This window comes from Nocardia sp. XZ_19_369 (assembly GCF_015355715.1).
Lineage (GTDB): Bacteria > Actinomycetota > Actinomycetes > Mycobacteriales > Mycobacteriaceae > Nocardia.
Genome location: NZ_JACVED010000001.1, coordinates 258,445 through 271,128, shown reverse-complemented (window position 1 = coordinate 271,128; position 12,684 = coordinate 258,445). Strand labels below are relative to the sequence as shown.

Sequence of the window (12,684 nt, the reverse complement as noted above, 5' to 3'; positions counted from 1 at the left end):
CAGTGCCGTCGCCTCGGTGAAACCGCAGGCACAGGTATCAGGAGAAGGGCGGCAGGTCGTCGGCGCGCATCGACATCCGCCCCGCTGCCCGCCAGGCCCGCGCGGTCAGATCCACATCCTCGTCGGTGACCAGGTTGCCCATCACCCGGACCGCGGTGCGCTGCAGGTACTTCGACCGCATCACCGGCGGCCCGCCGATCGGCACCATCCGCGGATGGGTGGCCAGCCCGGCGATCCGCCGCGCCACCGAGAAGGTCCGCCCGTACTTCGCGCGCAGCAGCTCGGGCCAGATGCGGGTGAGGTCCGGTTCGTCCAGCAACCCGGCCAGCATGTGCCCGCCCTCCAGGCCGTAGTCGATGCCCTCGCCGTTCAACGGGTTCACACAGCCCGCGGCATCGCCGACCAGCACCCAGTTACGGCCCGCCACATTCGACACCGCACCGCCCATCGGCAGCAGCGCCGAGGCCACCGCGCGCAGCGAACCCTCGAACTCCCATTCGTCGAAGCGCAGCTTCGTGTAGTGCTCCAGCAGCGGTTTCAGCGCGATATGCGAGGGGCGCTGCTCGGTGGCCAGCGAGCCGACCCCGATATTGACCTCTCCGTTGCCCAGCGGGAAGACCCAGCCGTACCCGGGGACCAGCGCGTTGTCGGCGTCGCGCAGTTCGAGATGCGAGGTGATCCACTGGTCGTCGCTGCGGCCGGACTTGATGTAGGCGCGGGCCGCCGTCCCGTAGGCGTACTGCCGATGCCAGGTGCGGCCGAGCAGCCGCCCGACCGGCGAGCGCACTCCGTCGGCGACGATGAGCGTCGTGCAGCCGATGGTGTGCGTGCCCGTCGCGGTTCGCACCGTCACACCGGTGATCCGGTCGCCGTCGCGGGTGACATCGACCACTTTGCTGCCGTCGATCATCCGCGCGCCGGACTTCACCGCGGTCTCGCGCAGCTTGTCGTCGAGTTCGGTTCGTGGGACGGCACTTCCGTATGTCGGGAACGATCCGGCGGGCCAGGGCAGCAGGGCCTCCCTGCCGAAGCCGGTCATCCGCAGGCCGTGGTTGACGGTGTGCGCGCGCAGCCAATCGCCGAGCCCGAGGTGTTCCAGCTCGGCCGTCGCGCGCGGGGTCAGCCCATCGCCGCAGGTCTTGTCCCTGGGGAAGACGGCGGAGTCGAGCAGCACCACGTCGCGCCCGGCCCGCGCGGCCCAGGCGGCGGAGGCCGATCCGGCCGGACCGGCACCGACGACCAGGACCTCGGCCCTGCTGGGCAGCGCGTCCCCGCCCGCGGGAGTGACTTCCGGTGAACCCATGCGCTCAATACTTGCAGGGCAATCTTGTTCGTGTCGACGGCGGGCGCGTCAGCTGCCACGCGGGTCGGCGCGGCGCGCGGAAAATGGTGTGCGAAAGTGTCTGATACACCGCATAGTGACGGTGTTCATGGGCCATCCGCTGGGGACACGCTAGGTTCTCTATCGTGGGGTCGGACGGATCGGTGGGAGAAGAAATGAGCACATCGGCTGTGAAGGACGAGAGCACCGTGGTGGCCGGGGTCGATCTCGTCGACACCGAACTCGCGGCGACCGTGCGCAACGGCCTGGAAGAGGTCGAGAAGCTCCTGGTCGACGAGCTGTCCGACGGCGAAGACTTCCTGCAGGAGGCGGCGCTGCACCTGGCGAAAGCCGGCGGCAAGCGGTTCCGTCCGCTGTTCACCATCCTCACCGGCCAGCTCGGCCCGAACCCGACCGATCCCGCGCTGATCACCGCGGGCACCGTCGTCGAACTGGTGCACCTGGCCACGCTGTACCACGACGACGTGATGGACGAGGCCACCATGCGCCGCGGCGCCCCGAGCGTGAACGCGCGCTGGGGCAACAACATCGCGATCCTGGCCGGCGACTACCTGTTCGCCCACGCCTCCCGGCTCACCTCGACGCTGGGCCCCGACGCGGTCCGCATCATCGCCGAAACCTTCGCCGAACTGGTCACCGGCCAGATGCGCGAGACCATGGGCGCCCGCGAATCCCAGGACCCGGTCGAGCACTACCTGCGCGTCGTCTGGGAGAAGACCGGGTCGCTCATCGCGGCCGCCGGTCGCTTCGGCGGCACCTTCTCCGGCGCGGGCACCGAGCACGTCGAGCGGCTGGCCCGGCTCGGTGACGCGGTCGGCACCGCCTTCCAGATCTCCGACGACATCATCGACATCTCTTCTGCCGCCGAGCAGTCCGGCAAGACTCCCGGCACCGACCTGCGCGAGGGCGTGCACACGCTGCCGGTGCTGTACGCGCTGCGCGACGAGGGCGCCGACGGCGACCGCCTGCGCAAACTGCTCGCCAACCCGCTGCAGACCGACGCCGAGGTCGAGGAAGCCCTCGACCTGCTGTCCCGCTCGCACGGCATGGTGCTGGCCAAGGAGAAGCTGCAAGGCTTCGCCGACATCGCGCACGCCGAACTCTCCGCGCTGCCCGCCGGACCCGCCAACGACGCCCTCGAACACCTCGTGCGCTACACGATCGAGCGCGTCGGCTGAGTTCGATCCGTGGCGGTGGCTATGTTCCGATCAGGAACCTTTGTCCGCCCCTCCTCGTTGACTTGGCGTGCTCTCGACGAGAGTCGAAGCTCGAAGTGAGAACTGATCTCGTGCGCACATGGGTAACTCGCCGGGTACGGGCTTACTGATGTGAGCTGCTACCGCCGGGCGCCAACGCCGGTCTCGCGGCAGGCGAGTCTGGCCTGAATACGCGGAGAGGCGGGACATGCACGGGTACGCGAATGGTCTGAAGACCTTTGGGCTGATGGTCGGCCTGTCGGCCTTGATCGTGCTCGCCGGCGCGGCGTTCCGCAGCCCGACGATCCTGATCATCGCCATCCTGCTCGCCGTCGGCATGAACGCGTACGCGTACTTCAACAGCGACAAACTCGCGTTGAAGGCGATGCACGCGCAACCGGTCAGCGAGCTGGAAGCGCCGGTGATCTACCGGATCGTGCGTGAGCTGGCGACCACCGCGCGCCAGCCGATGCCGCGGCTCTACATCAGCCCGACCAACGCCCCCAACGCGTTTGCCACCGGCCGCAGTCCCCGGCACGCCGCGGTCTGCTGTACCAGCGGCATCCTGCAGATCCTGGACGAGCGGGAGTTGCGGGCCGTGCTCGGCCACGAGCTATCGCACGTCTACAACCGCGACATCCTGATCTCGTCGGTGGCGGGCGCGCTCGCCGCGGTCATCTCCGGCCTGGCCAACCTGGCCTTCTTCGCCTCCGCGTTCGGCGGCAATCGCAACGGCGAAGGCCCGAACATGCTCGGCGTGCTGCTCGTTTCGCTGCTCGGGCCGATCGCGGCGAGCCTGATCAAGCTGGCCGTCTCCCGTTCCCGCGAATACCAGGCGGACCAGTCCGGCGCCGAACTCACCGGCGACCCGCTCGCCCTCGCCTCGGCGCTGCGCAAACTGGAGCGCGGCGTGCAGGCCGCCCCGTTGCCGCCTGAGCCGCAATTGACCGCCCAGTCACACATGATGATCGCCAACCCGTTCCGGGCGGGCGAGCGTGCCGCCCGCTGGTTCTCCACGCACCCCCCGATGGCCGAGCGCATCGCTCGCCTGGAGGAAATGGCGGGTGGCCCGAAGCCGTAGGCCGCCGCCCGCTAGCGGTAGTTGACGAACTGCAGGGCGATGCCGAAATCTTCACCCTTCAGCAGCGAGATGACGGCCTGCAGGTCGTCGCGCTTCTTGCTGCTCACCCGCAGTTCCTCACCCTGGATCTGCGCCTTCACGCCCTTCGGGCCCTCGTCGCGGATCTTCTTGGTGATCTTTTTCGCATGCTCGGTGTCGATGCCCTGGACCAGTGTTCCGGTGATCTTGTAGGTCTTGCCGGAGGCGACCGGCTCGCCGGCGTCGAACGCCTTGAGCGAGATGTCGCGGCGAATCAGCTTCTCCTTGAACACCTCCAGCGCCGCCTTGACCCGCTCCTCGGCCTCGGCCGTCAGCACGATCTTGTCCTCGCCGGACCACTCGATGGCCGCGCCGGTGCCACGGAAGTCGTACCGGGTGGTCAGCTCCTTCTCCGCCTGGTGCAGGGCGTTGTCGACCTCCTGACGTTCGACCTTGCTGACGACATCGAATGACGAATCGGCCACACTTCGCTCCTGTCCTGGCGGTCCAACTGCTCGCTCGACCGGTTGATCGGTCACGTTAGTTGTACCCCGGAGCGCGACCGTAGTCCCGCCGCATGGCCGATGGCCAGCCGGTTTGCAATCAGGGCGGGGGGTGGATGTATTCTGCTTTTCGCGCCGAGAGCGCGACGGCAGATTGCCCGAGCGGCCAATGGGAGCGGACTGTAAATCCGTCGGCGAAAGCCTACGTAGGTTCGAATCCTACATCTGCCACCCGGAACCCCCGTGGATCGACTTCGATCCGCGGGGGTTTCGTGCTTACCGGGTCCGTCGGCCGCTCTCGATGCCCTCCTCGGTCCGGATGATCTCCGGAAAAAGGCTTCTGACCACCCGGTTTGGAGCTCTGACCGTTGGGTGTGTAACCTCGTTCAAGACTTCGCCGCGCCGGGGTCCAACGTTCTAGTCCTGGTGCGGAAGTAGTCATGCCCCCTTAGCTCAGTCGGCAGAGCGTTTCCATGGTAAGGAAAAGGTCAACGGTTCGATTCCGTTAGGGGGCTCGCCGGATTGCCGGTGGTGACCGACTCGGCATCGCATATAGTTCCCACTCTGGTGGGAGCCGGGGCGCCGCACCACAGCAATGCGACCCCTTGGCGGTGTAGCTCAGTCGGTAGAGCAAACGACTCATAATCGTTGTGTCGCCGGTTCAAGTCCGGCCATCGCTACCAAAACCGATCAGACCAACTGGTTGACCCGAAAGAAGGAATATCGTGGCCGCGAAGTCCACCGATGTCCGGCCAAAGATCACCTTGGCCTGCGAGCAGTGCAAGCACCGCAACTACATCACCAAGAAGAACCGGCGCAACGACCCGGATCGGCTGGAACTCAAGAAGTTCTGCCCGAACTGCGGCACGCACCGGGGACACAAAGAATCCCGCTAGTCCGCCACGCGTGATGCTGCCGCGTGGATCGGCGTCGGGAGTTTGATTGCTCCCGGCAATCTCGGATCGTGACAGTGCGAGGGCCGGACGTTTGTCCGGCCCTGACGCATTTTCGCGGTCGGGTGCGGTAGGTGAGCGAGCAATAGCGAGGGAACGAGAGTCACAGCCGCCACTGCGGTCACGACGAAAGCCGCGCGCTAGCGGGGCCCGCTCGTGAACGCTCCGCCGACTCCGGGCTCGGGGTCAGATAGGTACAGTCCTCCCGTGACAATCAACACCGGTACAGACGAAGCGGTTCAGGCGGTCGAGACCTTCGACCCCGCGGCGCACGCGGCCTCGATGGTCGGTCACCACTACCGCGTCGACGACTACTACGAGGTCGGCCGCGAGAAGGTGCGCGAATACGCGCGCGCCGTGCAGGACTACCACCCGGTGCACTGGGACGAGGACCTCGCGCAGGAGTACGGCTACGACGGCCTGCTCGCGCCGCTGACCTTCATCTCCCTGGTCGGCATTCTGGCCCAGCGCAAGCTCTTCGAGCAGATTGTCACCGGCTACGACCTGAGCCAGATCCTGCAGACCGACCAGATCCTGGAGTTCCACCGGCCGATCAAGGTCGGCGACCAGCTGGTCTGCGACGTCTACCTGCACTCGTTCCGGCAGGCCTTCGGCGGCGACATCATCGTCACCAAGAACATCGTCACCGCGCAGAACGACGAGCTGGTGCTCACCACCTACACCACGCTCATCGGCCGCAGCGGCGGCGACATCGACCCGAACCTCAACGACACCGTGCGCAACGTGCTGATGCACGGCATCGGCGAGGACGCACCGGACCACAAGCCGCGCGCCAATGCCGTTGCCGCGCCGGTGCAGCCGGCCACGGTGCCCGAGATCACGCCGAGCAAGCACGCGATCAGCTTCGACGACATCGCGGTGGGCGACGAACTGCCCGCCCGCATCGTCCGGCTCACCCGCGGCGACCTGGTGAACTACGCCGGTGTCTCCGGCGACGCCAACCCGATCCACTGGAGCGACGAGGTCATCAAGCTCGTCGGCCTGGACAACGTGGTCGCGCACGGCATGCTCACCATGGGCCTCGGCGGCGGTTTCGTCACCTCCTGGCTCGGCGATCCCGGCGCGGTCAAGGAGTACAACGTCCGCTTCACCAGCCCGGTCTACGTCGGCACCGACGAGGCCGCCGAGATCGAGTACACCGGTAAAGTGAAGTCGGTGGATCCGGAGACGCGGACCGCGGTCGTCGCCATCGTGGCGAAGTCGGCGGGGCGCAAGATCTTCGGGCGCGCGACGGCAACCGTGCAACTGGCCTGACCTGGTCGACTGACCCTGATTGGCTATCGACGCGGGCGGTAACGTACACTCGGATTTCTGGGGTCACCAGCCGCTGCGCGCTGCTCTGTAGGGCTGGTTCCAGGTGAGGCCGTCAAGGTTTCGCCCACGGGGCCGGCGACTGCGAAGGCAGCGCGCGTGTCATGTGGTGGCACCGGAGTTCTACAACTGAATACCGAACAGTGGTTGGACAGCCGATACGGTCCAGCCGAAGGGGCGTAGCTCAACTGGCAGAGCAGCGGTCTCCAAAACCGCAGGTTGCAGGTTCAAGTCCTGTCGCCCCTGCCTTTCCGTAGCGACTGCATGCAGGTCGCTCGAAAAGAACCAGCATGCCAGCGACGAAAGGATCGACGTGGTCGACGAGCGGGATTCTCGCCACGGCGCGCATGCGACCGACGACGGCGATGACACCGCCGCGGTGGCCCGGCCGAGCGGCAAGCGTTCCGCCCGGCGGACTCGCGGCGCGTCGTCCGACACAGGTTCGATCGCCACACTCGATCGGCCTTCGTCGCGCAAGGCAGCCAAGACCGATCGGGCCGAACGCACGAAGACGGCTAATCCGTTCAAGCGTTTGATCAAGTTCCTGCGTGAAGTAGTCGCGGAACTGCGCAAGGTGATCTGGCCCAACCGGAAGCAGATGGTCACCTATACGAGCGTTGTTCTGGTGTTCGTGATCTTCATGGTCGCGTTCATCAGCGGGTTGGATGTGGCGTTCATCAAGGGTGTCAACTGGCTGTTCGGCTAGAGATCGACGCCGACGCCGCCGGCCGATCCCGGGGCGGACACGGGTGGAGTAGTTCCGCCGCGCGCCCGGCCCCGGCACGCAGAGGATGTACGTGACGACACAGGAAGCGAGTGCCCCAGTGAGCACCCCGGAGAACGACACAAACGAAGAGTTCCCGGTCGAGGACGCGGTGGTGGATCCCACGACCGACGACGCCACGACCGTCGAAGACTCCGAGGACGTGGACTCCGAGGGCGCCGCGTCGGAGATCGACGAGGCAGCTGCGGCTGCTCCGATCGACGAAGAGCCTGCCGACCCGGTCGCGGAAATGAAGGCCGCGCTGCGTCGCGCCCCCGGTGACTGGTACGTCATCCACTCCTACGCCGGTTACGAGAACAAGGTGAAGGCCAACCTCGAGACCCGCGTGCAGAACCTGGACCTCGAGGAGTACATCTTCCAGGTCGAGGTGCCGACCGAAGAGGTCACCGAGATCAAGAACGGCCAGCGCAAGAACGTCAACCGCAAGGTGCTGCCCGGCTACATCCTGGTCCGGATGGAACTCAACGACGAGTCCTGGGGCGCCGTGCGCAACACCCCCGGTGTCACCGGTTTCGTCGGCGCCACCTCGCGCCCGTCGCCGCTGTCCATCGACGACGTGGTGAAGTTCCTGGTCCCCGCCGCCCAGCAGAAGAAGGCCGCCGCCACCGCCGGTGCCGCGGGTTCGGCCGAGTCCGCCGCCGAGTCGGTGTCCAAGCCGACCATCGAGGTCGACTTCGAGGTCGGCGAGTCGGTGACCGTGATGGACGGCCCGTTCGCGACGCTGCCCGCCAGCATCTCCGAGGTCAACGCCGAGCAGCAGAAGCTCAAGGTGCTCGTGTCGATCTTCGGCCGCGAGACCCCGGTCGAGCTCGGCTTCACCCAGGTTGCGAAGATTTAGTCCTGTTACGTGAGCGGCCGACGGCATCCGTCCGGCCGCGGACCGCAACACCAGCACTTGCAAAGAGCAAGGAAAACAGACACCTAGGAAAGAAAGATGCCCCCCAAGAAGAAGAAGCTCGCCGGGATCATCAAGCTTCAGATCCAGGCCGGCCAGGCGAACCCCGCCCCTCCGGTGGGTCCCGCGCTCGGTCAGCACGGCGTCAACATCATGGAGTTCTGCAAGGCGTACAACGCCGCGACCGAGTCGCAGCGTGGCAACGTCATTCCGGTCGAGATCTCGGTCTACGAGGATCGCTCGTTCGACTTCAAGCTGAAGACCCCGCCCGCCGCTCGGCTGCTGCTCAAGGCCGCCGGTGTGCAGAAGGGTTCGGCTGAGCCGCACCGCCTCAAGGTCGCCAAGGTGACCATGGATCAGGTGCGCGAGATCGCCAAGACCAAGCAGGAAGATCTGAACGCCAACGACATCGATCAGGCGGCGAAGATCATCGCGGGTACCGCGCGTTCGATGGGCATCACCGTCGAGGGCTGAGCTTCCGCAGCTCCAGGTGGGAGGGCCGGCCAGGCCCGCAAACCACGGCTGAACCAGACACTTAAGGACAGAGAATTATGGCAAAACGAAGCAAGGCGTATCTCGCCGCGGCCGAGAAGGTCGATCGCGACACCCTGTACTCCCCGCTCGCCGCAGCGCGGCTGGCCAAGGAGACCGCCACCACCAAGACCGACGCGACCGTCGAGGTCGCCGTTCGTCTCGGCGTGGATCCCCGCAAGGCGGACCAGATGGTGCGTGGCACGGTCAACCTGCCGCACGGCACCGGTAAGACCGCCCGCGTCATCGTGTTCGCGGCCGGCGAGAAGGCCGCTGAGGCCGAAGCCGCCGGTGCGGACGCCGTCGGCGCCGAGGACCTGATCGAGCGGATCCAGGGCGGCTGGCTCGAATTCGACGCCGCGATCGCCACCCCGGACCAGATGGCCAAGGTCGGCCGGATCGCGCGTGTCCTCGGACCGCGTGGCCTGATGCCGAACCCGAAGACGGGCACGGTCACCAACGACGTGACCAAGGCCGTCAACGAGATCAAGGGCGGAAAGATCAACTTCCGCGTCGACAAGCAGGCCAACCTGCACTTCGTTATCGGCAAGGCCTCCTTCGACGACGCCAAGCTGGTGGAGAACTACGGTGCCGCGCTGGAGGAAATCCTGCGTGTGAAGCCGTCGACCGCCAAGGGCCGCTACGTCAAGAAGGTGACGGTCTCGACGAACACCGGACCGGGCATCCCGGTGGACCCGAACCGCACCCGCAACCTCCTGGACGAGGACGCGTAGGTAGCACCTGAGTAGTCCGCAAGGGCGGGAACGCATTACGCGTTCCCGCCCTTGTGCTTTCGGTGCTGTTCTGCACCCCCGAATACGCGGGTACGCTGCCCGGCAGCCTGAAGAACCTGCTGGACTGGACTGTCGGCAGAGCAGCACACTGATACCGGCGAAGGCCGGAACCCTTCCGGATCCCGGCCTTCGTCCGCGTGCGGTCAGTTGACCGAATCCTCTTGGGGCTCAGTTTCTTTCCGCCACGCGAGCAGGACCGATTCGCCCTCCGGCGCGCCCCACGGCAGGAATATCGCCACGATCACCGCGCACACCACGACTGCACCCGCCGCGACGAGCGAGGCGGTATGCGAGCCTTCGAGTGCCGCCGTTTTCATTGCCACGATGAGGTTTTCGCGCTGGCTCTCGAAGAACGGGGGCAGCGGCCGCTTGCGGATCTCCAGCACGCTGAGTGGACTGGATTTGACCAGACCCCGCTCGTTCTCGCTCATCAACGTGGTCGGTAGCGCGTCGATCCGCGGGGCGATCCTGGTCGTGTAGTACGACGCCACGATCGAACCGAGCACCGCGACACCGAGGGTGCCGCCGATCTCCCGGGTGGTGTCGTTGACCGCGGATCCCGCACCCGCCTCGTTGAGCGGCAGTGACCCCATGATCGACTCGGTGGCCGGTCCCTGAACGATGCCGACGCCGAGCGCCATGAACACCATCGAGGGCAGCACGTCGGTGAGGTAGGGACTGTCCACCGTCACCTGACCGCCCAGATACAACCCGAGCCCGGTGCTCAGCAGCCCGATCACGATGACCGGCGTCGGCCCGAACCGCTGGGCGAGCAGCGTGGCAATGGGCGCGCCGATCGCCACCGAGAAGGCGAAAGGCAATGAGGCGATACCGAATTCGAGCGGCGTGTACTCCCGCACCCCTTGGAAATACTGGGTGATGAGAAACAAGAATCCGAACATCGAGAAGTAGCAGATCGCAATCGCCAAGGCGGGCATCGAGAATCGTCGATTGCGGAACAGCGTCATATCGAGAATCGGTGCGGGAGTGCGTAATTCCCAGATGATGAACGCGGCCAGCATGGCGAGGCCGAGTGCGCCGGTACTCAGTGTCGTGGTGGACAGCCAGCCGAAGCGCGGAGCCTCGATGATGGACCACACCACCAGCGTGATGCCCGCGATGGACAGCCCGATACCGGGCAGATCGAGCCTGCCGACCTGGGTGGCCCGGGATTCGGGCACCCAGATCAGCGTGGCGACGAGCGCGATGAGCGCCAGCGGCACATTGATCCAGAAAACCGAGTGCCAGGTGAAGTGGGCCAGCAGCCAGCCGCCCGAGATCGGCCCGATCGCGATGGCGAACCCGGCCATGGCCGTCCACGCCGCGATGGCAAGGGCCCGTTCGCGTTTGTCGCGGAAGATGTTGATGATCAGCGCCAGCGTCGCGGGGAAGACGGCCGCGGCGAACACGCCCATCGCGGCGCGTGCGGCGATCACGCCACCCATCGATTCGGACAGCGCGCCCGCGATCGACATGGCGCCCACGCCGACCAGGCCGACCATCATGATCCGGCGGCGGCCGAGCCGGTCGCCGAGGTTGCCGAAGGCGAGCAACAGGCCCGCGAAGGTGAGGGTGTACGCGTCGACGACCCATTGCAGGCCGCTGACGCCGGTTTGCAGCTGCACCCCGATGGAGGGGAGCGCCACGTTCACGATGGTGTTGTCCAGGACGACGAGCAGCTCGGCGAGGCAGATCACGGCCAAGGCGAGAAAGCGCTGGTTACGTCGTTCCAGCAGCACCGGTGGATCGACTATGGAGGTTGCCATAGTCAAGCAGTCAAACAGTAACTGTCACCTTAGGTAACAGCTAAGAGGGGCGATCTCGACCACATCCGGATAGCGAATGTGATGCGAGACACAACAATACGAGCGCTGAATGGTCCCGATTCGTCGGGGGAGCACCCCGTTTTGGCAGATGGCGGTGGGTCCAGGTACATTGGGCAACAGTTATCGACTAGTTCGATTCCTACCCAAATCCGTTCTACCGAAGACCGTTGGTCGTCGAGCCCGCATGGGTTCGGTCGAAGGTCCGGCGACATTGCCGGCGGCCCACGCAGGGAGAACCGAGGCCGTGTGATTGTTGTGCGCCCCGGAACGCCTTGCGTCCGGGGCGTTTGTTTTGTCGCCGTCCCCTGATCGGTAGTTCGGTTTCGAACCGACCATCAGAGAGGAGGCGAAGTATGGCAAAACCCGAGAAGGTCACTGCGGTCGAGGAGATCGCGGAGCAGTTCAAGAGCTCGACCGCCACCGTGGTCACGGAATACCGTGGTCTGTCGGTCGGCAAGCTCACCGAGCTGCGTCGTGCGCTCGGCGCCGAAGCCACGTACTCCGTCGCCAAGAACACCCTGGTCAAGCGCGCTGCCGCCGAGGCGGGCGTGCAGGGCCTGGACGACTTGTTCGTCGGACCGACCGCGATCACCTTCATCAGTGGTGAGCCGGTTACCGCGGCGAAGGCCCTGAAGACCTTCGCCAAGGACAACAAGGCGCTCATCATCAAGGGCGGCTACATGGACGGCGCACCGCTGTCCGTGTCCGAGGTCGAGAAGATCGCCGACCTGGAGTCCCGCGAGGTCCTGCTGGCCAAGCTGGCCGGTGCGATGAAGGGCAACATGGCCAAGGCCGCCGGTCTGTTCAACGCTCCGGCGTCGCAGGTGGCTCGCCTTGCCGCCGCGCTCGTCGAGAAGAAGCAGGCCGAAGCCGGTGGCGACACCGCCGCTGCCGCTGAATAACCCCGTGCGGGTGATTCGCGCGCGGCTCGCCCTCATAGACAACAACTACCGAAAGGAACAACATCATGGCCAACGTTGACGAACTGCTGGAGACCTTCGGCAACATGACCCTGCTCGAGCTGTCGGACTTCGTCAAGAAGTTCGAAGAGAAGTTCGAGGTCACCGCCGCCGCTCCGGTCGCCGTCGCGGGCCCGGCTGGCCCGGGCGCCGTTGCCGAGGCCGTCGAGGAGCAGGACGAGTTCGACGTCATCCTCGAGGGTGCGGGCGACAAGAAGATCCAGGTCATCAAGGTGGTCCGTGAGATCGTCTCCGGCCTGGGCCTGAAGGAAGCCAAGGACCTCGTCGAGGGTGCCCCGAAGGCCATCCTGGAGAAGGTTGCCAAGGATGCCGCCGAGGCTGCCAAGGCGAAGCTGGAAGACGCCGGCGCCAAGGTTTCGGTCAAGTAATTCCGCGACCGAATCGCCCGACAGGCGGTCCCCTTTGGGGGCCGCCTGTTTTGCTGTTTACGGCGGCCTGCGCGAACAATC

At 65.9% G+C, this 12,684-nt stretch carries 14 protein-coding genes and 4 tRNA genes; 15 read left to right on the top strand and 3 right to left on the bottom strand.

The window, feature by feature from the left end:
• Positions 1 to 37 precede the first annotated feature (37 nt).
• The gene (locus tag IBX18_RS01170; RefSeq protein WP_194831944.1) at positions 38 to 1,303 is read right to left on the bottom strand and encodes a geranylgeranyl reductase family protein; all 1,266 of its coding nucleotides are present in this window, start codon (positions 1,301 to 1,303) and stop codon (positions 38 to 40) included.
• A gap of 194 nt (positions 1,304 to 1,497) precedes the next feature.
• On the opposite strand from IBX18_RS01170, the gene IBX18_RS01165 reads away from it, so the two are divergent.
• On the top strand, positions 1,498 to 2,520 hold the full coding sequence (locus IBX18_RS01165) for a polyprenyl synthetase family protein (protein ID WP_135233590.1): 1,023 nt from the start codon (positions 1,498 to 1,500) through the stop codon (positions 2,518 to 2,520).
• A 226-nt stretch (positions 2,521 to 2,746) separates the two neighbouring features.
• Positions 2,747 to 3,619: a zinc metalloprotease HtpX gene (gene htpX, locus IBX18_RS01160; protein ID WP_194831943.1), complete on the top strand. Its 873-nt coding sequence runs from the start codon at positions 2,747 to 2,749 to the stop codon at positions 3,617 to 3,619.
• Positions 3,620 to 3,630: 11 nt separating this feature from the next.
• On the opposite strand, the gene IBX18_RS01155 is transcribed toward htpX, so the two are convergent.
• Positions 3,631 to 4,122 (bottom strand): YajQ family cyclic di-GMP-binding protein, encoded by a 492-nt coding sequence (locus tag IBX18_RS01155; RefSeq protein WP_135233588.1) that lies wholly within the window; start codon positions 4,120 to 4,122, stop codon positions 3,631 to 3,633.
• A 166-nt stretch (positions 4,123 to 4,288) separates the two neighbouring features.
• On the opposite strand from IBX18_RS01155, the gene IBX18_RS01150 reads away from it, so the two are divergent.
• From IBX18_RS01150 to IBX18_RS01100, 11 genes are all read left to right on the top strand, one after another.
• Positions 4,289 to 4,371, top strand: a tRNA-Tyr gene (locus IBX18_RS01150).
• 211 nt (positions 4,372 to 4,582) lie between these two features.
• Positions 4,583 to 4,655, top strand: a tRNA-Thr gene (locus IBX18_RS01145).
• 92 nt (positions 4,656 to 4,747) lie between these two features.
• A tRNA-Met gene (locus IBX18_RS01140) sits at positions 4,748 to 4,823 on the top strand.
• Between the two features lie 42 nt (positions 4,824 to 4,865).
• Positions 4,866 to 5,036 carry a 50S ribosomal protein L33 gene (gene rpmG / locus IBX18_RS01135; RefSeq protein ID WP_014988500.1) on the top strand — a complete coding sequence of 57 codons (171 nt, stop codon included), beginning with the start codon at positions 4,866 to 4,868 and terminating at the stop codon, positions 5,034 to 5,036.
• A gap of 270 nt (positions 5,037 to 5,306) precedes the next feature.
• Complete coding sequence (locus IBX18_RS01130; RefSeq protein WP_306796162.1) at positions 5,307 to 6,368, top strand: fused (3R)-hydroxyacyl-ACP dehydratase subunits HadA/HadB; 1,062 nt, start codon at positions 5,307 to 5,309, stop codon at positions 6,366 to 6,368.
• Positions 6,369 to 6,598: 230 nt separating this feature from the next.
• Positions 6,599 to 6,671 (top strand) — tRNA-Trp (locus tag IBX18_RS01125).
• Between the two features lie 67 nt (positions 6,672 to 6,738).
• A complete protein-coding gene (secE, locus tag IBX18_RS43015) occupies positions 6,739 to 7,131 on the top strand; it encodes a preprotein translocase subunit SecE (protein ID WP_159080734.1) in 393 nt (130 codons plus the stop codon).
• Positions 7,132 to 7,249: 118 nt separating this feature from the next.
• Positions 7,250 to 8,047, top strand: coding sequence for a transcription termination/antitermination protein NusG (nusG, locus tag IBX18_RS01115; protein ID WP_371865773.1), 798 nt, complete (start codon positions 7,250 to 7,252; stop codon positions 8,045 to 8,047).
• Between the two features lie 96 nt (positions 8,048 to 8,143).
• Complete coding sequence (rplK, locus tag IBX18_RS01110; protein ID WP_107659500.1) at positions 8,144 to 8,578, top strand: 50S ribosomal protein L11; 435 nt, start codon at positions 8,144 to 8,146, stop codon at positions 8,576 to 8,578.
• Positions 8,579 to 8,655: 77 nt separating this feature from the next.
• Complete coding sequence (gene rplA / locus IBX18_RS01105) at positions 8,656 to 9,369, top strand: 50S ribosomal protein L1 (RefSeq protein WP_107659499.1); 714 nt, start codon at positions 8,656 to 8,658, stop codon at positions 9,367 to 9,369.
• A 53-nt stretch (positions 9,370 to 9,422) separates the two neighbouring features.
• Positions 9,423 to 9,521, top strand: coding sequence for an NAD(P)H-dependent oxidoreductase (locus IBX18_RS01100; protein WP_306796085.1), 99 nt, complete (start codon positions 9,423 to 9,425; stop codon positions 9,519 to 9,521).
• A gap of 51 nt (positions 9,522 to 9,572) precedes the next feature.
• Here IBX18_RS01100 and IBX18_RS01095 read toward each other — a convergent pair whose 3' ends face one another.
• Positions 9,573 to 11,195 (bottom strand): MFS transporter, encoded by a 1,623-nt coding sequence (locus IBX18_RS01095; protein ID WP_194831942.1) that lies wholly within the window; start codon positions 11,193 to 11,195, stop codon positions 9,573 to 9,575.
• Between the two features lie 413 nt (positions 11,196 to 11,608).
• Between IBX18_RS01095 and rplJ the strand changes: the two genes are divergently transcribed.
• The gene (gene rplJ, locus IBX18_RS01090) at positions 11,609 to 12,157 is read left to right on the top strand and encodes a 50S ribosomal protein L10 (protein ID WP_107659496.1); all 549 of its coding nucleotides are present in this window, start codon (positions 11,609 to 11,611) and stop codon (positions 12,155 to 12,157) included.
• A 65-nt stretch (positions 12,158 to 12,222) separates the two neighbouring features.
• Positions 12,223 to 12,603 carry a 50S ribosomal protein L7/L12 gene (rplL, locus tag IBX18_RS01085; RefSeq protein WP_107659495.1) on the top strand — a complete coding sequence of 127 codons (381 nt, stop codon included), beginning with the start codon at positions 12,223 to 12,225 and terminating at the stop codon, positions 12,601 to 12,603.
• The last annotated feature ends 81 nt before the right edge of the window (positions 12,604 to 12,684 follow it).

Coding starts and splice junctions, on each gene's coding strand:
- IBX18_RS01095 (WP_194831942.1), bottom strand. CDS start 11,195: ATGGCAACCTCCATAGTCGATCCACCGGTGCTGCTGGAACGACGTAAC.
- IBX18_RS01165 (WP_135233590.1), top strand. CDS start 1,498: ATGAGCACATCGGCTGTGAAGGACGAGAGCACCGTGGTGGCCGGGGTC.
- rplL (WP_107659495.1), top strand. CDS start 12,223: ATGGCCAACGTTGACGAACTGCTGGAGACCTTCGGCAACATGACCCTG.
- rplK (WP_107659500.1), top strand. CDS start 8,144: ATGCCCCCCAAGAAGAAGAAGCTCGCCGGGATCATCAAGCTTCAGATC.
- rplA (WP_107659499.1), top strand. CDS start 8,656: ATGGCAAAACGAAGCAAGGCGTATCTCGCCGCGGCCGAGAAGGTCGAT.
- htpX (WP_194831943.1), top strand. CDS start 2,747: ATGCACGGGTACGCGAATGGTCTGAAGACCTTTGGGCTGATGGTCGGC.
- IBX18_RS01170 (WP_194831944.1), bottom strand. CDS start 1,303: ATGGGTTCACCGGAAGTCACTCCCGCGGGCGGGGACGCGCTGCCCAGC.
- rplJ (WP_107659496.1), top strand. CDS start 11,609: ATGGCAAAACCCGAGAAGGTCACTGCGGTCGAGGAGATCGCGGAGCAG.